The sequence below is a fragment of the Bowmanella yangjiangensis genome (assembly GCF_018531185.1).
Classification (GTDB): Bacteria; Pseudomonadota; Gammaproteobacteria; order Enterobacterales; family Alteromonadaceae; genus Bowmanella; species Bowmanella yangjiangensis.
Genome location: NZ_JAHDJU010000001.1, coordinates 652,965 through 675,496, shown reverse-complemented (window position 1 = coordinate 675,496; position 22,532 = coordinate 652,965). Strand labels below are relative to the sequence as shown.

Genomic DNA, 22,532 nt, shown 5'->3' with positions numbered 1-22,532 from the left:
ATAGGTGCCAACGCAACAGGTCCAGTCGACGCTGCCAGAATCAGCACTAAAAGCGCAGGAGACTAAAAGCCGATGATGACAGCGGCATGACAATTCGATGACAAGCCGCTGATTCCCGATGAAATTATCTTAGCAGCAAGAGCGGCACTCTGGCCTGTCCAAGCATTTTCAGGGTAAAACTGCCGAGCAGCATTTCGCGCCAGCGGCTATGCCCAAAAGACCCCATTACCTGCATCTGAATACCGTGCTGCTGCTGATAGGCCAGCAGCTCCTGGTCTGGAATACCGTGCAGATTTGCCTGCACCACCTCTATGTCAGCGCCGGCCAAGGCATTCTCACCCTTTTGCAGTATTTCACGACCTTTTTCAACGTCATCTCCCACATACACAAGGTGACAAACCATGCCTGTAAACAGCGGACTACTTGTCAGTAGCTCTAACGCACGGCATGCAGCTTGGCTGCCGTCATAAGCCAGCATAATACGTTGGGGCGTTTCAAACTCGCCATTAACCACCAAAATGGGACGGTGCAAAGAGCGCAGCACTGTCTCCAGATGGTTACCCAGACGGCCAGGTTGTTCGGCATGGTCTTCACCGCGAATACCCAGCACCAACACCCGGATTTCCTCTTCCAGTTCCACCAGCGTCTCTGTCAGGCTGCCGTGACGCTGGCAGGCCAAGATATCACTTACCCCAAATGCACTGACGCGATCAGTGGCATTGCTAAGCAGCAATTTACCTTGCTCCAGCATAATTTTACTACGCTTGGCTTCCAGCTCGGTAAGCTCTTCCAGCAAGTGCTCGCGGCTACCAAAGCCAATATTGCCAGATAAGTCCGCGACCATCACAGGTTCGCGATGCTCCAGGTTATGCAGTAACTTAAGCGGCGCATTCACCCGACTGGCAATCCACGCCGCATAATCGGCCACTGCATTGGAGATGGACGAACCGTCGATACCGGCCAGTACTTTTCTGTTGTCATTTGCCATTAATGCAGCACCTTCTCAATCTCTTCCGGTTTGTCGTGTTTGCCGAAGCGATCCACTATGGTTTCGCTGGCCTGATTCAGGCCGATAAGCTCAACCTCAGCGCCTTCGCGACGAAACTTAAGCACTACTTTATCCAGTGCATCCACTGCGGAAATATCCCAGAAATGCGCCCGACTTAAGTCAATCACTACTTTATCAACCACTTCCTTGAAGTCAAAACCAGCGGCAAATTTGTCAGCCGAATTGAAAAATACCTGGCCGACCACTTTGTAGGTGCGGATACTGTTTTCACTATCTAAACTGGCGTCCAGATACAGGATATGACTGACCTTATTGGCAAAGAACAGTGAGGCAAGCAACACGCCCACAAACACGCCGTAGGCCAGGTTGTGGGTAAATACCGTCACCAGTACGGTGGCCAGCATTACGATATTGTATGACATAGGGTAGGTCTTGAGTTTAATCACAGAGTCCCAGCTAAAAGTGCCGATGGACACCATGATCATCACGGCCACCAGAGCCGCCATGGGGATCTGACGGATCCAGTCACTTAAAAACACCACCATAATCAGCAGGAAGACACCGGCTACCAGGGTAGATAAACGCCCTCGGCCACCGGATTTTACGTTAATTACCGACTGACCAATCATGGCACAACCCGCCATACCACCCAGCAGACCGGCACCGATATTGGCAATGCCCTGGCCCTTACATTCACGGTTTTTGTCACTTTGGGTATCAGTTAAATCATCCACAATAGTGGCTGTCATTAATGACTCCAGCAGACCGACCACCGCCAGGGCCGCCGAGTAAGGCAGGATAATCCAAAGGGTTTCCAGATTCAGTGGCACATCCGGCCATAGAAAAACCGGCAGGGTATCCGGCAGCTCGCCCATATCCCCGACGGTGCGAATATCCAGTCCCAGCAGCAGATACACCGCCGTCATGGACAAAATACACACCAAAGGTGAAGGGATGACCTTGCCAATTTTCGGCACATAGGGAAACAGATAAATAATGCCAAGACCCGCCGCCGTCATGGCATACACATGCCAGGTGACATTGGTCAGTTCAGGAAGCTGCGCCATAAAAATTAAAATAGCCAGGGCATTAACAAAGCCCGTCACCACAGAGCGGGACACAAAAGACATAAGGCTACCCAGCTTCAGATATCCCGCCAATATCTGTAACACACCGGTCAACAGCGTGGCGGCCAGCAGATACTGCAGACCATGTTCCTTGACCAAGGTCACCATCACCAGCGCCATGGCCCCGGTGGCGGCTGAAATCATGCCCGGTCTGCCGCCGATAAAGGCGATAATGGTGGCAATACAAAAAGACGCGTACAAACCCACTTTAGGGTCGACCCCGGCGATAATGGAAAACGCGATGGCCTCAGGAATAAGGGCCAGCGCCACCACCAGGCCGGCCAGCAAATCGGCGCGCACATTGCCCAGCCAATCTTGTCGGGTTGAGTGTAAAAGCATAGTAATCCTGTTGATTGTGTGTCGGCATCGGGGATGTGTCCCCAAAGCATAGGTCAACGGCTCGACTTATCCTCGTGCATCCCGGCTACTAAGTCGTATTCGAAGGGCGCGATCATACGGATTGGCTGCTTTACCCGCAACCTTATGAAACAGGCAAAAACTGCGGCCAGATAGCTATAGCCTGTTTGCCAATGCTTGTTAGACTTAAGGTCTTTGTATTTGGCAAACCACTGGAGCCACACTATGCAAACTATCAAAACCCGTGCCGCTGTTGCCTGGGAGGCAGGAAAACCCTTATCTATTGAAGAAGTGGAGTTGATGCCACCACAAAAAGGCGAAGTTCTGGTGCGTATCGTCGCCACCGGCGTCTGCCACACCGATGCATTTACCCTCTCAGGAGAGGATCCTGAAGGCATCTTCCCCGCCATTTTGGGCCACGAAGGAGCCGGTATAGTAGAAGCTGTAGGCGAAGGGGTTACCACTTTGGCCGTGGGCGACCATGTGATTCCGCTCTACACCCCGGAATGTGGTGAGTGTAAATTCTGTAAATCAGGTAAAACCAACTTGTGTCAGGCCATTCGCGCCACCCAAGGCAAAGGATTAATGCCAGACGGCACTACCCGTTTCAGCAAAAACGGCCAGCCCATCTACCACTATATGGGCACCTCTACCTTCGCCGAGCATACGGTGGTGCCAGAAATTGCCCTGGCCAAAATCCCTAAAGATGCCCCATTGGAAAAAGTTTGCTTGCTCGGCTGTGGCGTTACCACTGGCATGGGGGCGGTCAGCAACGCCGCCAAAGTGCAACCGGGGGATACAGTCGCGGTGTTCGGGCTCGGCGGCATCGGTCTGTCGGTGCTGATTGGTGCACGTATGGCCGGGGCAGGCCGGATTATCGCCATTGATATCAATGAAGATAAATTCGAGATTGCCAAGCAACTGGGTGCTACAGATACAGTGAACCCAAAAGCATTCGACAAGCCCATTCAGGAAGTCATTGTAGAAATGACCGACGGCGGTGTGGATTACTCTTTTGAGTGCATCGGCAATGTGCATGTCATGCGCTCGGCGCTGGAGTGTTGCCACAAAGGCTGGGGTGAGTCAGTGATTATTGGTGTGGCCGGGGCAGGTCAGGAAATTTCCACCAGACCTTTCCAATTGGTTACCGGCCGGGTGTGGCGCGGCACCGCGTTTGGCGGCGTAAAAGGGCGCAGCCAGTTACCTGATTATGTGCAGCGCTATATGGATGGCGAATTTGAGCTGGATACCTTTATCACCCATACCATGCCGCTTGAAGATATCAACAAGGCCTTTGATTTAATGCACGAAGGCAAATCCATTCGTAGCGTGATTCATTATTAATCGCGCAAGGAAAATATTATGAGTCAACTAACAGAATTATCCGCGGTTAAGTGCTTCGGAGGCTGGCAGAAGCGATTTAGCCATGCGTCTCAGGCACTGAATTGCACCATGCAGTTTTCTGTCTACCTGCCACCACAAACCAAGCAAGGTCAGGCCCTGCCAGTGCTTTACTGGTTGTCCGGCCTAACCTGCAGCGATGAAAACTTTTCCAGTAAGGCGGGCGCGCAGCGTGTAGCAGCTGAATTGGGTATCATCCTGATCATCCCCGATACCAGCCCCCGTGGTGACGGAGTCCCCGATGCACCGGATGGTGCTTACGACCTAGGACTAGGGGCTGGTTTCTACGTTAATGCCACTCAGGCTCCCTGGGCGGAGCACTACCGCATGTATGACTACATCGCTGACGAGTTGCCCCAGCTTTGTGAAGCTAACTTTAAACTAGGCAAAGCTGCCATTGCCGGTCACTCCATGGGCGGTCACGGTGCGTTAATCATGGCTCTGCGCAATCCGACGTGTTATAGCTCGGTATCCGCCTTTGCCCCCATAGTGAACCCCAGTGAATGTCCCTGGGGTCAAAAAGCATTGACGGCCTATCTGGGTGATAATCGAAACCAGTGGCAGCAATACGATGCCTGCGCCTTATTAAATGACCTTGGCCAAAACTGGACAATGCCCATGTTGATTGACCAGGGATTAGCGGATAACTTTCTGGACTCGCAAGAACTCAGCCGCCCGCTGCAGGCCGTATGTGAACAGCACGGTGTGCCTGCAGAGTTTCGCTACCATGCAGATTACGACCATAGTTACTACTTTATCGCCACGTTTATTGAGGACCACCTGCGTTTTCACGCAGCGCATCTTCAATAACCCGGCCAACATAAAAAAGGCCGGTGTTCTGCACCGGCCAATTCACGGCAATCGCACGCAAGTTAACGGGAAAGCTTCTTTTCCACCTTAGTTAGCAACATCTCGATTTCTTTTTGTCTGGAGCTGTCGGCCAAGGCTCGGTTAGCACGAGGTTCAGCCTGTTGCGCCAGCAGCAGATACTCTTTGGCCTTGGTATATTTTCCATCGTCAAACAAAAACTCGCCATAGAAATAGTTTGGATCAATCCCCTTTGGGTTCATTTCCAGGGCTTGCTTAAGCAGTTTTTCGGCCTTTTTGTCGCTACCAAAGCTCACCGGCCAACCGGGCAACTTATGGTAAAGCACGCCCAGGCTGGTTAAGGCCGAGCCACTTAGCGCCTTTTCATCCAGGCTGATGGCTTTTTCCAGCGACGCTTTCGCCTGCTTAGCCAGCCCCAACGCATCCAGCCCCCCTTTTGCACCGGCCGCACTGGATTGACTGATTCCCAACCAAATCCAGCCTTCAGCTCGCTGGGGCTGCGCTTGTGTCAGGGATTCTGCCTTGGCAATCAACTCGTCAAACGCCTTATCCCGCTCTTTTTCAGCCAGCGTGTAATTCACCACTGCCCATTGCTGCTGTACAGCCAATAGCTCTGGCCATTCATCCGCCTGAGCAATGGACATCAGCATCAATGACATACCACCAGCCACTGTTATCAAAGTACGTTTCAGCATATTCATACCAGGATCTCCTTCGCATGTTGTGCAGCAAATTTCTTAATAATGGGTAGTTTTTTAACCAGAGCGTTATCCACCAAAGAGGGAAATGCACCGTTAATTCGAACAAACAATTTCTCGGGAAAACCAATGAATTTACGCCGAATTCCCTGTTGTAATTGGGCTTTCAACGCTTGTGCAACCAAGTCAGGGCTATCCACCTGATTGCCCAGCGCCTTATTCATGGCCACCACGTCATCACTATTGATAGCGGTTTGGGTCGCACGCGGGGCCAGATAAAACACCTTTACCGATGACCCGGCCAGTTCACGTTGCAAGGCCTCAGTAAAACCTCGCAGGCCGAACTTGCTGGCGCAATACAGGCTGTTGCAAGCAAAACCTATGCTGCCGAAGGTGGAACCGACGTTAACGATGTAAGCCTCCGAATGTTTTTTCATCGTGGGCAGCAAGGCACGAATTAGCGCCATGGGAGCTAACAAGTTGGTCTGAATCGTCTGTTCCAAGTCCTCATCAGACATACTTTGCAGCTCACCAAAAGGAGCGATACCTGCGTTATTAATCAACATGCTGATGTTGGGAAAGCGCGCCAGTTCCTTGAGCAATTCATCGCGCCCCTGACTCGAGCTGATATCCGCCACCACTATCTGGTGGGTGCCGGGCAGACTGTCGGCCAGCGCTTGCAACGCCTGCTCATTGCGCCCCTGTAAAATCAATTGAACACCGGCGTCAGCCAGGGTTCGGGCAATAGCCTGGCCGATACCGCCACTGGCACCTGTCAGCAAACAAAGTTGAGTTGACCAGTTCATATCCTTCTCCTAGGCAGCCTGAGCCAGACCATGGCAAGGGTCCAGCTCATAAAAGATATTGCCGTATAAGCGAAAGAACATGCGGGCGGCATGCAAAATCACGTCCTGCTCGGCTTCATCGTCAATCTGATTCATCAGGTTTTCAAAGAACACAATATGCTCCTGATCCAGTGCACCATGTGAACGCAGATAACTGAAGGCTTTGGTGGGTAAGTCCAACTTACCCTGAATCTGCGCTGCTGCATTGTCAGCCAGGGCAATACTGGTGCCTTCCAGTACAAACACCATGCCGAAAAACGCCAGTGGATTGACCCGCTGAACAGCATCATAGGCATAGGCCACCATCAATTCGGTGGCACTTGATGGTTTACTTTGTCTGGCTTGCTGCTTGTCAAAACCGCAAGCAGCAATGTCATTCAGGATCCATTCCTGGTGGCCCATTTCCTCTTCAATATATTCGCCCACGGCTTCGCGAAGCCATTCTTTGCTTTCCGGCAAGCGGCTACCCACAGTCATTAACAGTGGCACTGTGTGCTTAACGTGATGGTAGGCCTGTTGCAGAAAGGCGACATAATCGTTGAGGTCAAACTCACCACGAAAACAGCGCTGAATAATAGGGGCCGATAACAGGTAGTCGCGTTCAGTGCGGGTTTCTGCTTGCAATCTTTCATATAGCTTCATGATAAGCTCCTGATTCAACGTAATTTTCCATTTGATAAAAGGCGTCGATGTATTTAGCGAAGCGCTGTAACATGGCATCGCGTTTTAATTTGCCATTGGCAGTAAACAGACTGGTATCCTGCATGTCTTCTGCGCTAAGCAGGTGCCAGGCTTTGATCTTGGCATAGTCGGGTAAGCGCGCATTGCTAGTGTCAATGGCAGAGGCAACCAAAGCCGCCGGTAACTGAGCTTGCATAGGCACCAACAGGGCTGTGCAGAAGGGCTGACTGTCACCCACCAGCATCACATGCCGAAACACGCCACTGGCCATGACCTCCGCTTCAACCCACTCAGGCGAAATGTTTCTGCCCAGCGAGTTAATCAGCAGATTTTTAAACCGCCCATCGATGCCAACATAACCATCAACAAAGCTGGCTTTGTCACCGGTACGCACCACATCCGGATACCAGGACTCAGGTTGGTTTAAATAGCCAAGAAACAGATTGCCACGCACCAACAATTCGTCATCTTCAATTTCCAGGCGATTGTGTGGCAGCGGACGCCCCACGCTGTGAAGCTGATTGTTCTCTGGGGTGTTTAAGGCCACCACAGAGACACACTCGCTAAGTCCGTATCCCTGATAAACCGGAAGTCCGATAGCTTGGGCTTGCTTAAGCAAAGCCGCCGACACCCTAGCGCCGCCCACCGCAATAAATTGCAACGATGCGGGTGGACGCCAGCCTTGTCGCCACGCCTGAATCAGCAAGGTCAACAGCTCGGGTACTAAGATCAAACTCGTGGGCTGCCATTGGCTAATCAGAGCCAGCATGGCTGCGGGGTCTGTGAGCTGGCTCCCTATAAAGCCTCGCTGTGCATCATCGGCCAGTACAACTTTGCCTCCCGCCAGCAGCGGTGCATATACACCCGCCACATTCTCCAGCAATGTAGCCAATGGCAACAAACAGAGGTGCACGACGTCATCCATTGCCAGCGTATCCACCAGGGCTTGCGCAGTAATTTGCTGTGAGGCATGACTGAGACAAACCCCTTTGGGCATGCCGGTTGAGCCTGAGGTAAAGGTGATCTTTCCGGTGCCTTGTGGCAATTGTGCGGCTTTTTCGGGCCTGATGTGTTCAACGCTAAAACTACCAAATGGTTGATTGTCCTGCCCTTCCAAAGGCGCACTGACTATCAGGTCAACCGCTGCAGCACTCAGCAGATGGTCCCGCTGTGCTTTGCTGAAAAACATAGGTACAGGCACACAGCATACATCAGCACGTTGGCAGGCTAAGTCCATCAACACCCATTCAATGCTGTTTTCAAGGGTAAGCGCCACACATTGGATGCCATGTTGCTTGAGCCAGTCGGCGCGCAGCTCAACCTGCTCGGCTAGCTGCCCATAAGAAAGTTGCGCATCACTACTGCAAAGTGCCATAGCGTCTGGGGCAAAGTCGCAGGCTGGGAAATACATTACAGGCTCCTCAGTTCAGCGGTCAGGGTTTGGATATCAGCACAAAATGAGGAAAACAGGCCTGGCAACAAGTCTCGCTCAAGCATGGGCGTCATGGCGTCTTTCAGATCAAGCACCATGATTTTGGGGTCAGTCTCATAGTAGCTTCCCCAGTCATCATTGGATGGCGCTAAACGAGAAGGATCTGCATCAGCCAGATAGGTCAGCTTGACACCTTCCCTTTGCAACAAGGCAATTAAGTGGTTGGTACCGCAAAACAGCAGATGGCTATAGTGATTGAGAAATAAGCCCAATGTGCTTGCCATAAACAATGGCATGGCGTATCGGCGTGATAGTGCAAACAGATTGCCTATTTCCGCAATCTGCTCCGGCTGAGTGGCAATTCCTTTAGCTGCCAGACAATCCATCACATTGTCGTCAAGGTACTGTTGAACAAATAGGGATTCGCGTCCGCTGCGCAAACCAAGCGCAGCCTGATAATGCTGGCCCTTAATCGCCAGCAGTGTAGGCATAAAGTGATGGATATCTGCGCCGTACGCTTTGGCGAAGCCTTTCTTAATGAAATTTTCCAGCTCAGGGCGAGCCAGATCACCAGGCAAGGCACTGGACAAACTCAGACCACTGCCACTTTTAATCGACGCATGGCGGGTAACATCGCCGCAATACTGCACAACTTGCTGGTACATAAACGTCTCCTATCACTTACTTCTGATAGGAAGGTATGCCGTCAAGCTTAACGAACTCTTAAGGCAAAAATAATTTTTCCCTTTGGTGAGAAAAATGTCTGTTAACCAATGAAAACCACGCTGTTATCAACAAGGGCCATTTCCATGACGTCATGAACAGACAATCACTCAAAAAGGAGACGCACCATGTCAGTACAAAAGTGGTATGCACGAGCTACCAGATTAATTTGTCACAGATTGCTGAGCTATTCAGTGCTGCTGGCAGCACTTTGCAGTTTCCCGGCAACTTCCACACCGATATTTGGCTATGATGGCGCTAGTGGCGGTTTTGTCTCCATTCAACCGGCCAAGGGCAGCGGTAATGAAGGCCACTGGACCGCGCAGTCATTTACGCTAACCAGCCAACTCAGCATTTCGGCTATCGAAGTCGGCTTGTATCATACCTCTGAATTTGCAGCCGCAGTGCAACTGGTAAAGGGCACACCGTTGCCCTCCTTTGACCCGGGATTTGGCGCACAGCAAGCTCTAGCGACCGGCCAATTCAGTGGTCCGAGTGAGCCTTCCACTTACGATGTATTTTCCTTTGATGCGAATCTAACACTGGAAGCTGGCGAATATTTTCTAATCGTCGCCAATACCCTGTTCAACGGCGGAAATTTTGGCTGGGCATTTGGCAACAATCAGCTCGCCAGCACGCAAAGCTATGGCAGCGTAGGCGACCTATTCAGTTGCCTAAACACCACTGCAGGCGTGGATTGTGACAGCACTAACCCCAGCAATTCATCCTGGCTGCCAGTCGCCAACGAACTAAACGAATTCGATATGGAGTTTCGCCTTATAGACGCTGTAGCAGCGGCTATCCCAGCGCCAGGAACCTTATGGCTGATAGTGTTTGCCCTGGTCGCCTTGGTTTGCATCCGAAAGCAGCAGCAGGCGGGGTAACTGCAGCCAGAACCTGATAATCAGCGGTACAGAGTTTGTACCGCCGACTCTTTGAATTGTTAATGCTAACCTACCTGCTGAAATCTGATCGGCTTCACAACAGGGTCAGTATCCCCATAAGAATAAACAGCGCACTGGCTACAATGCGGGTAAGATTTAATGGAATTTTCTCCATCAGCCGGGCTCCAAGATAAACCACAGGCACATTGGCTAAAAGCATGCCGACGGTAGTACCCATAGTCACCCAGAATACGGACTGATATTCGGCGGCTAAAAGCACCGTCGCCACTTGCGTTTTATCGCCAATCTCTGCCAGAAAAAACAACACAAGAGACACCAGAAAAGGGCCGTACGCATCAAAACGATTGCTCACCCCATCTTCTTTATCTGGCACTAGCAACCACAGTCCCACTAAGATAAAACTGCCCGCTAGCCCCCATTGACCAAGACCGGAATTAATAAAACCGGCTAACCAGGCGCCCAGCCAGGCAGATGCTGCATGATTTAACAGGGTGGCCAGCAGAATACCCATGACAATTGCAGATTTATTGCGAAATTTGGCAGCCAGCAGAAGCGACAAAAGCTGGGTTTTATCACCCATTTCGGCCAATGCAACAACAGCGGTAGAGGTAAAGAGAGCTTCCATTTAGACAATCTCAGGCGGGATACAAAACCAAAGGCAAACAACCCTCTCCCGCCTAATGGAGTGGCCATTTGCCTTAGGTCTCGCCGATATCCGCATTACCACGAATACAAATTTGCCACAGGCATGAGGCCTGACTATGTTGACAAACTTACCTGCCAGTAGGTGGCAGGCGGGCTACTCCCCCAAGACGGAGCAGAGACTATCACAAGCGACTTTGCAGTTCACCCGCTTTCTGATATTGATAGCTTACTGACTTGGATCAAGCTGCACCAATCAACCTGATTTATGCTAACCCTATGCGTCGTTTAAAAGATGCTGCCAGTGACTGATGACAAGTTGATCGTTCTGTTAAAAATCTTAATGGGGGTAGGCATTAGCTTTATCCTGCTTGGTGTTATCTTGCATTTTAATCCGGCAATGGAATCACTTGGCGTCACCGGCATAGTAATAAGTGCCTCGCTGGTTGCGATCGGAATGGCTATGTCGCTCCCCACAAAAATGTACCTGACTTTTATTTTTATGCGAATGGAGGCGGAGCAGGCGGACAAAGACACTCAAGCCATGGCTGAAGGAGAATCCCCCAATAAAGATTGAAAATCGGCCGTTGGTGATTCACAGCGCCTGGCCCTTGGCAAACTGACCAAAAGTTGTAAAGGTTCGCTTAAGTATAAGTCTATCTGGCAATGCAAGCCTTGCCCCCGATAGCAGTAACCGGCTTGCATGCTGGAGGGTCGACCGGCGCCCTGCCACGCTAGATTAAGCACTTCTTGTAGTTCATACATTTTGCTCTGAGCGACTAATGCATCCCCCAGCGACACCACATACCATTGCATTCAGACACTCCTTAAAATGTGCAAGACGCTAACAAATCCCATAGTAGTTAAATCTGCCGGCCTTGCCTCTTCTTCTTTCTGTGCTAAACATTGAATAGAGAGGGAATTTGAGAATACAAAATGAAATTTTTGGCGACTTACAGTTACGATGAATCTCTAGGTGTATTGTTTTCTACCGCCAAGGGCGTGGCGGATCCAAGCGACATACTCGCCCTTTACAATAAACTGCATAGCCTCGCCAATCGCCATCAATGCCGAAAAGCTCTTGTTGACTTACGACAAGTTCAGCTTAGCTATGATAGCGCCAGTGTGCTCTCGATTTTGGATAGGCTTGAACCTCTGTTGTGTAATTTACAGATAGCGCGAATCGTTAAGCCTACCGATGCGCGTCAACAGTTCGTGCAAGCCTATGCCGAGCAACTTAACTTACCGCTGCGCAACTTCTATCAGGATCAACAAGGTCTGGCATGGTTAATCAGTTCCCAAAATACTGCCACAGAAGCTCAATCAACCGAAGAAATGCTCAGCTAGCGACACTGCTTTTATGGCATAATAGCGGGCGATATCGTCAACCAAGTGTCTTCATGAGCAGTCGTTTTCCCGTTCCCTCCGCCCCTCATCAGTATGAGTTTGAGATAAAACGTAGCCGATTTTTAACTGTGGTGGAACGTGCGGTTAATCGAGAAGCAGCGGAAAACTTTATTCGCCAGCAACGTCATGCACATCCACAGGCAGCCCATGTTTGCTGGGCCTACATAGCGGGTTCACCCTATACGACAGTACGTTCCATGAGCGATGACGGCGAACCCTCAGGCACCGCAGGCAGACCTATGCTTAAAGTGTTGGAACATTCCGGGTTAGGTGAGATTGTGGTCGCCGTAATTCGCTATTATGGCGGCATAAAACTCGGCACCGGCGGCTTGCAGCGAGCATACTCCGATGCCGTTACCGGCGCTCTAAAAGATCTGCCCACCACGCAGTGGGTGCCTCGCACGACCATTACCATCGAGTTCGATTATCCACTCGAGTCCAATGTACGCCACTGTTTGAGCCAGTTTGATACTGATGAACCGGCCATAAATTACGCCAATCAAGTGAGTATCCATTTTGCCATTGCAGACAACCAAAAAACACAATGTCTGCAGGCACTGACAGATTTATGTGCGGGCGCAATCCAGATAGGCGAACTCGACCAACAATGAGATTAGGGCACGTTAGTGCCCTACCAGCAGTTTCTTCAACTGATACAAATCAGTAATTTCATAATGTGGGTCGATACCTTCAGGCCTGACCTGACCTTCTACATTTAACCAGCACGTATGAATACCGGCATTCAGCCCTCCCAACACATCGGCATGCGGGTTGTCACCTACCATCAGAACCTGATCTTTGGGGGGATTGCCAAGTAGCGCCAGAGTGTGTTCGAAAATGCCTTTATGCGGCTTCGCCACGCCTATCTGCTCGGAAATTACCAGATGATGGAAATGTTCGCTGACACCGTTATTATCCAAGCGCATCTGCTGCATACGGGTAAAACCATTGGTGATGATCCCCAAGGTTGCTTTACCGCTTAAGGCGTCAAGAAGCTCACGCGCTCCCGGCAATAATTTGCTGGTCTGTCCCATAGCTTCAACAAAATGGGTGTTGATCTCGCCCGGACACATCTCATGCTTGTCAGCCCAATGTGCAAAACGGCGTCTTTGTAATTCATCAGAACTGATTTCACCGTCCTGGTACTGACGCCACAGCGGCATACTCACATCCAGAAAATGCTTAAAATCCAGCTCTTCAAATGCTTGTTCAAAACGCGAAAATGCCAGCTTTAAGCCAGCAAAGGCGTCAAAGTCAAATAAGGTATCGTCAGCGTCGAACAGGATCCATGGATACTGCATCAGGTCTCCTTAGCAGGCATATAGGGAAGCATGTAGAAAAGGGGCCATGGCCAGCACCAATGCCTGGTGATAAGCGCTTTGGCGCGTTTCACGTCCATTGGTAAGTAAACCAATGGCACCACCTTTATGCTTAATATTGGTCTCTCCGAATAATCGGTCCATTACCGGCCCCAACTCCTGACCTTGCAACAAGGCTTGCCAGACAGTTTGAGGTAGAGGCAAGTTGGCGCTGCGCCCAACGCTACGCTGCTGATTATTGGCAATCACCACATAGGCAAAGGTAGCGGGGCCGTCGATAAAACTATCCACGCCCCCTTCAGCAGCCACATAAAAGTCAGCCTCCACAGCGGCTTGGCAAGCTTCAACCCGATTTATTGCGCCCAAGCGGGTGTCTGCCTCGCTCATAGGTTGGTCTGCCACCCCCGATGCCGCACTCATGCCCTGGCAGCTTATCTGGTAGTCAGGAAACAGTGCTTCAAAGGCACCGCTAACGGCTGCCACTTTCACAGGGTTGGTGGAACCCACCACAATACTCAGCTTTTGCATACTTTTTGCGAACAACAAAAGCGACATTGTGCCATATCCCTATGACAATTTGTCGCTCATATTGGCTAACAGGCTATAGATTTGTTGAATACTATCTCACCACAAAAAGCTAGAAATAGTACTCCAGGCTAAGCTGAACATAGTCATCACGACGCAGCAAATAGGCGGGGTCAGAAGGAGCATCGGAGCTGAAAAACCAGCCGTCCACGCGCCATTTCCAGTTATCGTTGATACGGCTGGACGCTTCGATATAGCCACTATGTCCGCTGCTTTCATCAAGGTCCTGGATATAAGCAATCAAGATTTCCGTGCCACGAATATCGTTGAATACCAAACGAGTCCCCACCATCAGGTCGTTCTGACCGAGGCTGGTCGCCAATTCATCCCGCTCGTCATACTGGTATTCCATTAACCAACCTATGTCATAGGCGGTTTCAAACACCCCCACAGAGGTGTGTTCAAACCCTGCGGTCAGGGCGTAATAGCTGTCCTGGTCGGTTTTACGGTGAATGGCTTCCAATTTATACAAGGTAGCCCCAACGACCGTCAGCATGTCCAGTCCAATTTGCTGCATCTGTCCGTAATAAGGTCTGAGCACTTGTTCGTCACCCGTCATGGCTGGAACAAAAAGCGGCTCCCGGTTAGTACCATCGAACCAGGACAACCCGATCTCGGTATCGCCAAGATAGCCCATATAGCGAAACGCCCAATCCAGGTGTTCCTGCTCATCGTCAGACTCATATAAGGGATTGTCAGTATCAACTCTTAAAGGAAGACGAAAACGTCCTTCCACACCAGCAAAGGTCCGCTCACGAAAATAGGGTAAGGCAAACAGACTAAGGGTTCCCCAATCCTGAATTAAGGAAAACTGCACCATGGGTTGGCCGAGCTTTTCTTCACCGTCAATGGCTTCGACAAAATCCGTTTGATTAATAACATCGACTAAATGCTGGGACTCAGTTTGCCCCCAGAACACCTTGCCAATCCCGGTTCTCAGTTCCCAGGCATCCCCAACATGCAACCACATCAGTTCACGCACATCCATATGTGTGCGCTCACTGTCACGGTTGTCGTAGCGGAAAAATGGCTTAAAGTTCAGGCTGTCAGCACCATCATTGAAGCTATAGTAAAGCTCCGGCTCAATAAAGACCGAAAGGTCACTGTCATGTTGCTCTGGGTACAAACCATCCTGAAAATAAAAACGCTGCTCAATGGCGCTACGGATATTGGTCTGCGTGTCTGCCAGCGCAGAACTGGCCAGTAACACGCCCAAAGTAAGTAAGGATGTTTTCACCCAACTCTCCCTATTTAGCACGCTTCAGTGCCGCCTGGCTGAAATCATCTTCACTCAGGCCGGTACGAAAACGTAGCTCGTGTGTAATCAAATCAGTACTTTTTCTGGTCTGGTGATTCTTCATCGACAATTTCATCGGACGCCAGTATTTATCCAAATACAGCTGATAGTCGTGCATGGTGAGTGTTTTCAGCAAGCTGTCTTTACGATCATAAAACTCAACCTTTTGCGCACGATAATGTTCTTTATCCAGCCAGGTTATCAATTTGGTATAACCTGAATGCTCGTATGCGGGTTGCTGTTCTATTACAAAGCAGTCCATCCCCTCATATTGCTCATCTCGCAGGTATTTGTAATTGAACTTCGCAACTTCAAACGAGCTAAGGTCTTCAAAAGCAAACTCACTACCCATAAAAGGGCCGGATTTATTCTTTGATGCGATGCGTTTAACCCGTTTGAGGGCAGGTAAATACATCCACTGCTCATCCGGCTCTATGGCGTGAGAGTAATTCAAAAACGCTGTGCCTTTCACATCAGCGGGTTGGTCAAAAATGGTCAAGCCCTTGTCGCCGTCATTCTGCACCTCAAGCGTCAGTAGACGCATACGACGTTCAATTTCCTGACGACTGGCATTGCGCAAAATCATGCTGGCTTCGGCCTGATTATCCTGCCAGCCGAGATCACTCTGCTTACGCTCTTTGGCAATAGCCAAACCTTTTTCTTCGGCCGTCTGAGCCTGCACTTGTACCACCAGTAACAGGCTTAGCAACACACTAAAGAGTGGTTTGAAGCTTCTTATCCGTGTCATCTGCGTTATCCTCTTTATTTACGCTCTTCTTATCAAAAACCATTAAAAATGCCGGCAGGAACAGGAAATCAACTGCCAGGGCAACCAAAATAATAATGCCCGTTAACATGCCCATGTCGGCATTTACACCGAAATTGGACAACGACAAAATGGCAAAACCAGACACCAACACTACCGTAGTAATCCACAAGGCTCGACCCACACTACTGAAAGCATAGCGCACGGCCTGCTCGGCATCCGCTCCATCTTTTCTGGCCCGCTGATACTTGGCGAGAAAATGTACCGTATCGTCGACAATGATACCAAGGGACATACTCATTACCACCGATAAGCCCATATTGATCTGGCCAGAAATCACTGCCCAGATACCAAAACCTATTCCAGCCGGCAGCAGATTGGGTAACAAACTGATTGCCCCCATTTTCCAGGAACGCAATGCCACCACCAACAAAGCAGAAATCAGAATAAGTGCCAGCACCGTGCCACGCAGCATACTGGCCATATTGGTTTCGCCAATATGAGCAAACATAAGCGATGGACTGGATGCTCTCACCTCAATCTGTGGCGCACGTTGTGCAAGCCAACCTAAAGCTCGCTGCTCAAAGGCGGTAAACTCTTTGCTCCCCAGGTTTTCCAGAGTCGCCATTACCCGAGTGGCAGACTTATCCAGATTGACCTGGTTATTCAAGTCCAATCCAAACGGCAGGGACATTTCGTACAGCAGCAGATACTGTGCGGCCAACTCACGATCTTCCGGTAATCGGTAGTAGCTATTGTCATCCGCATGCATGTTTTTATTTAAACGCATGAAGGTGTCGCTGATACTTGCCACATGGTCAATCTCAGGTTGTTCACGCAACCACTGAGTAAATTCGGCAATAACCTGAAGATTTTCTGGCTTATTCAACGCCGATGGTTCGCCCAGAAACAAGCCGAAGTCCATGGTGGCCATACCACTGATATGCTCTTCCTGATAATCCGCGGCAAATCTGAATGGCATGGACTTATTAAAATACTCGGTAGCCTGGTCATTCACTTCATTTTTCAGTGTGGCACCAATAGCCACCAGCGTCAGTACAACGGTAAAGGGCAGCAAGCGTTTATGGTTGGCAATCACCCACTCAGCAAAAGCTTCCATACGTCCTGATGATGCTTGTTGCTTAACTGTGACGCGCATAGGCAGCAGCAACAACAACGCCGGCAACATGGTCACCGACAACACAAAGGCCAGCATGATTCCCATGGCCGTTAGATTGCCCAAATCAGCCAAAATCGGCACATCTGAAAAGTTCAGAGTTAAGAAACCAATGGCGGTAGTTACACTGGTGATAAACACCGGCATCAGATTCAATTCCATGGCATAGCGGATGGCTTCAGCTTTGCTCTTACCCTGACGCAGTCCATACAGCATAGATGAGATAACATGCACACAATCCGCCACGGCCAGCGTCATGACTAATGTGGGCACATTTACCGTCGCAGTACTCAGGAATATACCAACCCAGCCGCTGATCCCCATAGTTGCGACGATAGTGGTAATCAGCACCACCACGGTCGACAAGGTGCCGGTAAACGAACGCAACAATATCCACAACATGAGAATAATGGTCAGGAACATCAGTGGCACCAGCGTACTGGCATCATGCTCAGCGGACGTCACAAACGCATCGTTCAGATAAACAATCCCGGTATGATAAAACTGATGTTGGGGATAGGTTTCAGATAATTCATGACTTAGTTGACGTGCTGCCGCTGCCACATCCCGAAACGCTTGGTCCAACTGTTCTTCTGGGAGCTGAACGGTGATATTAATCATGGCAGCCTTACCATCGGCAGCTACCATCTTATCGACCAGTGCCGGCTCTGCCAAAGCCACCTGTCTGGCCTTTTGAATCTCAGCCTGACTCATGGACTGAGGATCTTCAAACAGATCCTCGACTAATAGATCATCTTCCTCAGCCGAGGTATGTTGAAAGTTAGTAATAGAATCAACCCTGGTGGCATAGGGAATGCGCCATGCGGCTTCAGTATAATCCTTAATCAACGCCAGGGTTTGCGGTGAAAACACGTCACCGGATTCTGGGGCAATAACAATGCTGGCATTTTCACTTTTGCTGAAAATGCTCTGCATATCTTCGTAAGCCTGCAATTGGGCATTACCTGGCCCAAAGAAGATCTTGTAGTCCCCTCTGAAATACAGATTCTTACTGCCAACAGCGGCCGCGACAATCAATAACAAGCATAAACCTAACGTTAACCAAGGCCTTAACAATATGGCATTTAACCAAACCGCTCTCATGTGATTCTCCCCTTAGCACCAGAGTGCTTGCTATGTTCCTTCAACGTCGACAACTCATCGGCAAAAACTTCCATACCAACGCGCTGCCAACTGTCCCAATAATCAAACTCGCTGGAAAGTGGTAACCACTGCATACCATCCAACATCAAGTTCATGTTGAACATGAGCGTTTTCTCCTCTTCCAGTGCCTGCACCAGCTGCGCAGTGCTGGCAGCCAGCATCAGGGCCGTAGAGCCAAACGCCATAGCCCAGGCTGCAAAACTCAGCTGAGCAAACTCGGCCTCTTCTCGCCCTTGCAGATCCCCATCTTCCATCGCGAGCACAAATAATTGATTACAGACCTCGGCCAGTTGTTGCTCCAACACAAATTGTGTATCCAACCGCTCCTGACTGGCTCGCTCAGCCACCGCAGGAGTTTTGGAGGTCAGCACGCAATAAAATAAAGTGGGATGTAACAACGCATGCAAGCGGTAGGCAAAACATAACGCCAATAATTTCTCTCTGGCATTACCTTTGAAATTTGATGCTTTATGGAAGAGTTGTAGTTCAGTTTGCATGGCTTTGATACACAAGGCACTGAGCAAATCTTCTTTACTGGAAAAGTGGTTATAGACGGTGCCTTTGGAGTAGTCACAGGCAGCCACCAGTTTATCCATGGTCAGGCCACTAAAACCATGTTCTTCCATCAAACGTTCCGCCAGACACAGCAATACCTGCTCCCGCTCGGCAATAGCCTGTTGGCGCTTGGTTTTAAATTTCTTGAACAGACAAGGGCTCTTATCTGCGTCATAACCTATTCTAAAATTCATTTTTGACGAATCGTCAAGTTGACGAATCGTCATAATAGTTCGTTTTCCATGCAAAGCAAGGACGATTTTGTACAAAAACACTAAGAAAATGCTGCAATAGCATTTGGATTGCGAGTGCCAGTGTTTTTAAGCGACTCTGCGGTGCAACAATCCATTGAGTTTGTTGTTGAGTCAAAGCAAGAAGAGCAAAAGATATCTTCAACTTCACAGGCTGAAAAAGAACACCAGCACCGTTAAGCCTAGGAGTTAGTCAGGCTTCCCCAGTAACCACCATGCACAAAACGCATACGCTAAGTATATTTTGCATACGTCTTTTTATACCCAAATCGTTTAATATTTATCCATGGCGGTGCTCTTCTGCCCAAGCAGCAACAAGTTACGGAATAAAATCATGGCAAAGCAAAAATCTGAACCTGGGCGTCCTGCCCCAGGGGCAAAAAAGAACCATACCAGTCCCTACACGTTAGCGTGTAAGCAAGTGGGGCTATTACATTTTAATGTGGTAGGCTCACCAACCAGTCAAGCCGCCAAAGAAAGCCTGAATTTTTTACGTAGCTGTAACTAGAGCAGATTTAGTGGGCAGTTGAACAACAAGCTCAACTGCCCGGTTTTCTCACCAACGACGACTAAGCATCGCGATGTTGACCTTCTCTTTATTCGCCTAAAACGGCAAAATACCCCTCTTTTTTCTCTACGGTGTGTTTAGCCATGGCGCAACTGTACTTTTACTATTCGGCCATGAACGCCGGTAAGTCCACCTCACTATTGCAGTCAGCCTATAACTACAAAGAACGGGGGATGCATGTTGCGCTGTTTACCGCTGCATTGGATGACCGTTTTGGTACTGGCGTGGTTGCATCGCGAATTGGTTTACAATCTGAAGCGGAGCTATTCGGCCAGGATACTCATCTGCTAGAACGCATAAACCAATTAAACCGCCAACAACGTGTCGACTGTGTATTTATCGATGAAGCGCAATTTCTGACTAAACAACAAGTACAGCAGCTGACCTTCGTGGTTGACGAGCTCAAAATACCGGTTTTGGCCTATGGTTTACGCACAGATTTTGCTGGCGAAACCTTCGAAGGTAGCCACTATCTGCTGGCCTGGGCGGATAAATTAGTAGAGCTGAAAACAGTCTGTCATTGCGGCCGTAAAGCGAACTTTGTGGTGCGTATGGACGAACAGGGGCAAGCGGTAAAACAAGGAGCGCAGGTGGATGTAGGCGGCAATGATAAATATGTGTCTATGTGCCGTACCCACTTTAGAAAACTGGTTTGGGAGTAATACAAACAAATGGAATACGCCGCTCTGCTGATGTTTGTGATCTCAGCATCTATTACCCCAGGTCCGAATAATCTGATGTTAATGGCATCAGGCCTCAACCATGGTGTTAAGCGCAGCATTAGACACCTGCTCGGGGTAGATATTGGTTTTACCCTTATGGTCGTGGCGGTTGGATTGGGTATGGCTGGTGTATTTACTGCCTTCCCTCAGTTACACGATGTGCTGAAAGTAGTAGGCACCCTTTATCTGCTGTGGCTGGCTTGGCAAATTGGCTCGGCACCGGTGGATGGCATTAAACTTAAGGATCGTAAGCCCTTTAGCTTTATGCAGGCGGCCCTATTTCAATGGGTGAATCCCAAGGCTTGGATCATGATAGTTGGCGCAGTGGCAACTTATACAGAGGCAGGTAGTAACTACACCTGGCAAGTCTTGCAAATTGCGCTGTTTTTCTTTGTCTTTGGCACACCTTGCACCATAGTCTGGCTACTGTTTGGCACCAGCCTAAAGCGCTTTATCAACACGCCGGGCAATCTGAGGCTGTTTAATATCAGCATGGCCCTGCTGCTGGTCGCTTCCTTGCTGCCAGGCTTGCTGGATCTGGTAATGCAGCGCTAAGTTGCCCCAGTATACTCGCAATCCTAGTATGGTGTTCAATCGGCATTAGTGTTGAACACCATGGTATCAGAAGCACTGTGGGAATTTGTTCAATGTTTACCGCTTCCAGCGCTGATTGCAAACTACAGCAAAGAGCTTAGTTATCTGCTAAGTGATATTCCCGATAAAGACACCGGTGGCAAAGAACCTACCCAGACCCATGCAATCGGATGTGAAGCAGCCCATGCCTGGGATTACCAGATTACATACAACAATTTTTTATTCAGCTAAGTCCTTGGTATCTGCCATTGGCTATTGCAATTAGACAACACTTCACCAAAAATAAATGTATACATTTTTCAAAGAGTATACATTTTGTATAAGTTGCGAAAAGATCTGAGCCTGTCGGCTATTAGCGCGGGTTTTGTCGCTGTGTTGGTTGGTTTTGCCAGTTCAGTGGCGATCGTTTTTCAGGCTGCTCAGGCTGCCGGTGCTGACCAGGCCATGATGATATCCTGGATAGGTGCGCTGGGGTTGGGTATGGGACTGACCTGTATTGGCTTTTCCTGGTATTACAAGGCACCGGTTATCACGGCCTGGTCAACACCGGGCGCGGCTCTGCTGGCCAGCAGCTTAATCGGCGTTCCTATAGCTCAGGCTATCGGTGCCTTCATGTTTTGCGCTGTTTTGACCATCTTACTGGGTGTATCCGGCGGATTTGACCGCCTGATGCGGCGTATTCCTGCTTCCATTGCCAGTGCCATGCTGGCTGGCATTCTGGTGCAATTCGGCCTGGCTATCTTTACTTCCTTGCGGGTAGAGCCATGGCTAGTGGCTGCTATGCTAATCAGCTACCTGCTTGCTAAGCGCTGGCAGCCCCGCTACACCATTATGCTGGTTTTAGCGGTGGGGCTGCTTGGCAGCAGTCTGATGAATAAACTGGATATCAGTCATGTTGCATTGGCATTCAGCCAACCCGTGCTGGTTTGGCCCGAATTTGATCTAAGCGTGTTACTGGGCGTGGGTCTGCCCCTTTTTATTGTGACTATGACCTCACAGAATATTCCCGGCATTGCTACCCTCAGAGCCAGCGGATATCAGCATATCCCCATCTCACCGCTCTTGACGGGTACCGGCCTGACTTCACTAGTCCTAGCCCCGTTGGGTGGTTTTGCCTTTAACCTGGCAGCCATCACTGCTGCCATTTGTACTGGCCCGGAATCCCATACTGACAGCAGCAAACGCTATGTGGCAGGCCTGTCAGCCGGTTTCTTTTATATTCTGGCCGGCCTCGCGGGAGCGTCGGTGGTTGCGCTGTTTATCGCATTGCCTGTGGCATTGGTGGCGAGCGTCGCTGGACTGGCATTATTAACCACTATAGGTAACAGCCTGTCCTTAGCACTCCAGGATACCCGTGAACGGGATGCTGCCCTGTTATGTTTTCTGATTACGGCCTCAGGCGTGAGCTTCTTTGATATTGGTGCCGCGTTCTGGGGGCTGATTGGTGGTATGCTGACCTTGTACTTCAGTAAGAAATAA

25 protein-coding genes and 1 riboswitch are annotated in these 22,532 nt (G+C 49.8%); of the genes, 10 read left to right on the top strand and 15 right to left on the bottom strand.

The genetic code is table 11. From position 1 onward, the window contains the following. Nucleotides 1-124: 124 nt before the first annotated feature. On the bottom strand, nucleotides 125-988 hold the full coding sequence (locus KJY73_RS03065) for a universal stress protein (RefSeq protein WP_214340227.1): 864 nt from the start codon (nucleotides 986-988) through the stop codon (nucleotides 125-127). Continuing rightward, the gene (locus KJY73_RS03060) at nucleotides 988-2,475 is read right to left on the bottom strand and encodes a SulP family inorganic anion transporter (protein ID WP_214340219.1); all 1,488 of its coding nucleotides are present in this window, start codon (nucleotides 2,473-2,475) and stop codon (nucleotides 988-990) included. Before KJY73_RS03060 ends, KJY73_RS03065 begins: the two co-directional genes overlap by 1 nt. 243 nt (nucleotides 2,476-2,718) lie before the next feature. Here KJY73_RS03060 and KJY73_RS03055 point away from each other — a divergent pair, with 243 nt between their 5' ends. Beyond that, nucleotides 2,719-3,837: an S-(hydroxymethyl)glutathione dehydrogenase/class III alcohol dehydrogenase gene (locus KJY73_RS03055; protein WP_214340218.1), complete on the top strand. Its 1,119-nt coding sequence runs from the start codon at nucleotides 2,719-2,721 to the stop codon at nucleotides 3,835-3,837. Nucleotides 3,838-3,855: 18 nt separating this feature from the next. Next, entirely contained in the window at nucleotides 3,856-4,704 is an 849-nt protein-coding gene (gene fghA / locus KJY73_RS03050; RefSeq protein ID WP_214340217.1) for an S-formylglutathione hydrolase, read from the top strand. 62 nt (nucleotides 4,705-4,766) lie between these two features. On the opposite strand, the gene KJY73_RS03045 is transcribed toward fghA, so the two are convergent. The 5 genes from KJY73_RS03045 to KJY73_RS03025 are packed head-to-tail and all read right to left on the bottom strand — an operon-like array spanning nucleotide 4,767 to nucleotide 9,043. Then, entirely contained in the window at nucleotides 4,767-5,423 is a 657-nt protein-coding gene (locus KJY73_RS03045; protein ID WP_214340216.1) for a tetratricopeptide repeat protein, read from the bottom strand. Then, complete coding sequence (locus tag KJY73_RS03040) at nucleotides 5,420-6,226, bottom strand: SDR family oxidoreductase (protein ID WP_214340215.1); 807 nt, start codon at nucleotides 6,224-6,226, stop codon at nucleotides 5,420-5,422. The genes KJY73_RS03045 and KJY73_RS03040 overlap by 4 nt, the downstream gene beginning before the upstream one ends. A gap of 9 nt (nucleotides 6,227-6,235) precedes the next feature. After that, nucleotides 6,236-6,907 carry a TenA family transcriptional regulator gene (locus KJY73_RS03035; RefSeq protein WP_214340214.1) on the bottom strand — a complete coding sequence of 224 codons (672 nt, stop codon included), beginning with the start codon at nucleotides 6,905-6,907 and terminating at the stop codon, nucleotides 6,236-6,238. Next, nucleotides 6,894-8,357 carry an AMP-binding protein gene (locus KJY73_RS03030; RefSeq protein WP_214340212.1) on the bottom strand — a complete coding sequence of 488 codons (1,464 nt, stop codon included), beginning with the start codon at nucleotides 8,355-8,357 and terminating at the stop codon, nucleotides 6,894-6,896. Before KJY73_RS03030 ends, KJY73_RS03035 begins: the two co-directional genes overlap by 14 nt. Beyond that, a complete protein-coding gene (locus KJY73_RS03025; RefSeq protein ID WP_214340210.1) occupies nucleotides 8,357-9,043 on the bottom strand; it encodes a thermostable hemolysin in 687 nt (228 codons plus the stop codon). The genes KJY73_RS03030 and KJY73_RS03025 overlap by 1 nt, the downstream gene beginning before the upstream one ends. 186 nt (nucleotides 9,044-9,229) lie before the next feature. Between KJY73_RS03025 and KJY73_RS03020 the strand changes: the two genes are divergently transcribed. Beyond that, on the top strand, nucleotides 9,230-9,985 hold the full coding sequence (locus KJY73_RS03020) for a hypothetical protein (RefSeq protein ID WP_214340208.1): 756 nt from the start codon (nucleotides 9,230-9,232) through the stop codon (nucleotides 9,983-9,985). Between the two features lie 94 nt (nucleotides 9,986-10,079). On the opposite strand, the gene KJY73_RS03015 is transcribed toward KJY73_RS03020, so the two are convergent. Next, nucleotides 10,080-10,631 carry a TMEM165/GDT1 family protein gene (locus tag KJY73_RS03015; RefSeq protein WP_214340206.1) on the bottom strand — a complete coding sequence of 184 codons (552 nt, stop codon included), beginning with the start codon at nucleotides 10,629-10,631 and terminating at the stop codon, nucleotides 10,080-10,082. A 3-nt stretch (nucleotides 10,632-10,634) separates the two neighbouring features. Next, a riboswitch (yybP-ykoY riboswitch) is annotated at nucleotides 10,635-10,828 on the bottom strand. 124 nt (nucleotides 10,829-10,952) lie between these two features. Here KJY73_RS03015 and KJY73_RS03010 point away from each other — a divergent pair. Beyond that, complete coding sequence (locus KJY73_RS03010; RefSeq protein WP_214340204.1) at nucleotides 10,953-11,225, top strand: hypothetical protein; 273 nt, start codon at nucleotides 10,953-10,955, stop codon at nucleotides 11,223-11,225. Here the strand turns inward: KJY73_RS03010 and KJY73_RS03005 are convergent. Then, entirely contained in the window at nucleotides 11,186-11,464 is a 279-nt protein-coding gene (locus KJY73_RS03005) for a hypothetical protein (protein ID WP_214340202.1), read from the bottom strand. The genes KJY73_RS03010 and KJY73_RS03005 overlap by 40 nt on opposite strands. A 120-nt stretch (nucleotides 11,465-11,584) precedes the next feature. Between KJY73_RS03005 and KJY73_RS03000 the strand changes: the two genes are divergently transcribed. Next, complete coding sequence (locus KJY73_RS03000; protein ID WP_214340200.1) at nucleotides 11,585-11,995, top strand: hypothetical protein; 411 nt, start codon at nucleotides 11,585-11,587, stop codon at nucleotides 11,993-11,995. Between the two features lie 53 nt (nucleotides 11,996-12,048). Then, on the top strand, nucleotides 12,049-12,666 hold the full coding sequence (locus tag KJY73_RS02995; protein ID WP_214340198.1) for a YigZ family protein: 618 nt from the start codon (nucleotides 12,049-12,051) through the stop codon (nucleotides 12,664-12,666). Between the two features lie 12 nt (nucleotides 12,667-12,678). Here KJY73_RS02995 and yjjG read toward each other — a convergent pair whose 3' ends face one another. The 6 genes from yjjG to KJY73_RS02965 all read right to left on the bottom strand — a co-directional run bounded on the left by yjjG (nucleotide 12,679) and on the right by KJY73_RS02965 (nucleotide 19,145). Next, a complete protein-coding gene (gene yjjG / locus KJY73_RS02990; protein WP_214340196.1) occupies nucleotides 12,679-13,356 on the bottom strand; it encodes a pyrimidine 5'-nucleotidase in 678 nt (225 codons plus the stop codon). Nucleotides 13,357-13,365: 9 nt separating this feature from the next. Beyond that, complete coding sequence (gene yjjX, locus KJY73_RS02985; protein ID WP_232848375.1) at nucleotides 13,366-13,929, bottom strand: inosine/xanthosine triphosphatase; 564 nt, start codon at nucleotides 13,927-13,929, stop codon at nucleotides 13,366-13,368. A gap of 82 nt (nucleotides 13,930-14,011) precedes the next feature. Next, nucleotides 14,012-15,196, bottom strand: a complete 1,185-nt coding sequence (locus KJY73_RS02980) for a hypothetical protein (protein WP_214340194.1) — start codon at nucleotides 15,194-15,196, stop codon at nucleotides 14,012-14,014. Between the two features lie 10 nt (nucleotides 15,197-15,206). Beyond that, nucleotides 15,207-16,004, bottom strand: coding sequence for an outer membrane lipoprotein-sorting protein (locus tag KJY73_RS02975; RefSeq protein WP_214340192.1), 798 nt, complete (start codon nucleotides 16,002-16,004; stop codon nucleotides 15,207-15,209). Further along, nucleotides 15,970-18,303, bottom strand: a complete 2,334-nt coding sequence (locus KJY73_RS02970; RefSeq protein WP_214340189.1) for an efflux RND transporter permease subunit — start codon at nucleotides 18,301-18,303, stop codon at nucleotides 15,970-15,972. The genes KJY73_RS02975 and KJY73_RS02970 overlap by 35 nt, the downstream gene beginning before the upstream one ends. Beyond that, a complete protein-coding gene (locus KJY73_RS02965) occupies nucleotides 18,300-19,145 on the bottom strand; it encodes a TetR/AcrR family transcriptional regulator (protein WP_214340188.1) in 846 nt (281 codons plus the stop codon). The genes KJY73_RS02970 and KJY73_RS02965 overlap by 4 nt, the downstream gene beginning before the upstream one ends. Nucleotides 19,146-19,820: 675 nt before the next feature. On the opposite strand from KJY73_RS02965, the gene KJY73_RS02960 reads away from it, so the two are divergent. From KJY73_RS02960 to KJY73_RS02945, 4 genes are all read left to right on the top strand, one after another. Beyond that, nucleotides 19,821-20,399: a thymidine kinase gene (locus KJY73_RS02960; protein ID WP_206592393.1), complete on the top strand. Its 579-nt coding sequence runs from the start codon at nucleotides 19,821-19,823 to the stop codon at nucleotides 20,397-20,399. 9 nt (nucleotides 20,400-20,408) lie between these two features. After that, nucleotides 20,409-21,014 (top strand): LysE family translocator, encoded by a 606-nt coding sequence (locus KJY73_RS02955; RefSeq protein WP_214340186.1) that lies wholly within the window; start codon nucleotides 20,409-20,411, stop codon nucleotides 21,012-21,014. A 51-nt stretch (nucleotides 21,015-21,065) separates the two neighbouring features. Next, nucleotides 21,066-21,284: a hypothetical protein gene (locus KJY73_RS02950; protein WP_214340184.1), complete on the top strand. Its 219-nt coding sequence runs from the start codon at nucleotides 21,066-21,068 to the stop codon at nucleotides 21,282-21,284. Between the two features lie 84 nt (nucleotides 21,285-21,368). Then, the gene (locus KJY73_RS02945; protein WP_214340181.1) at nucleotides 21,369-22,532 is read left to right on the top strand and encodes a benzoate/H(+) symporter BenE family transporter; all 1,164 of its coding nucleotides are present in this window, start codon (nucleotides 21,369-21,371) and stop codon (nucleotides 22,530-22,532) included.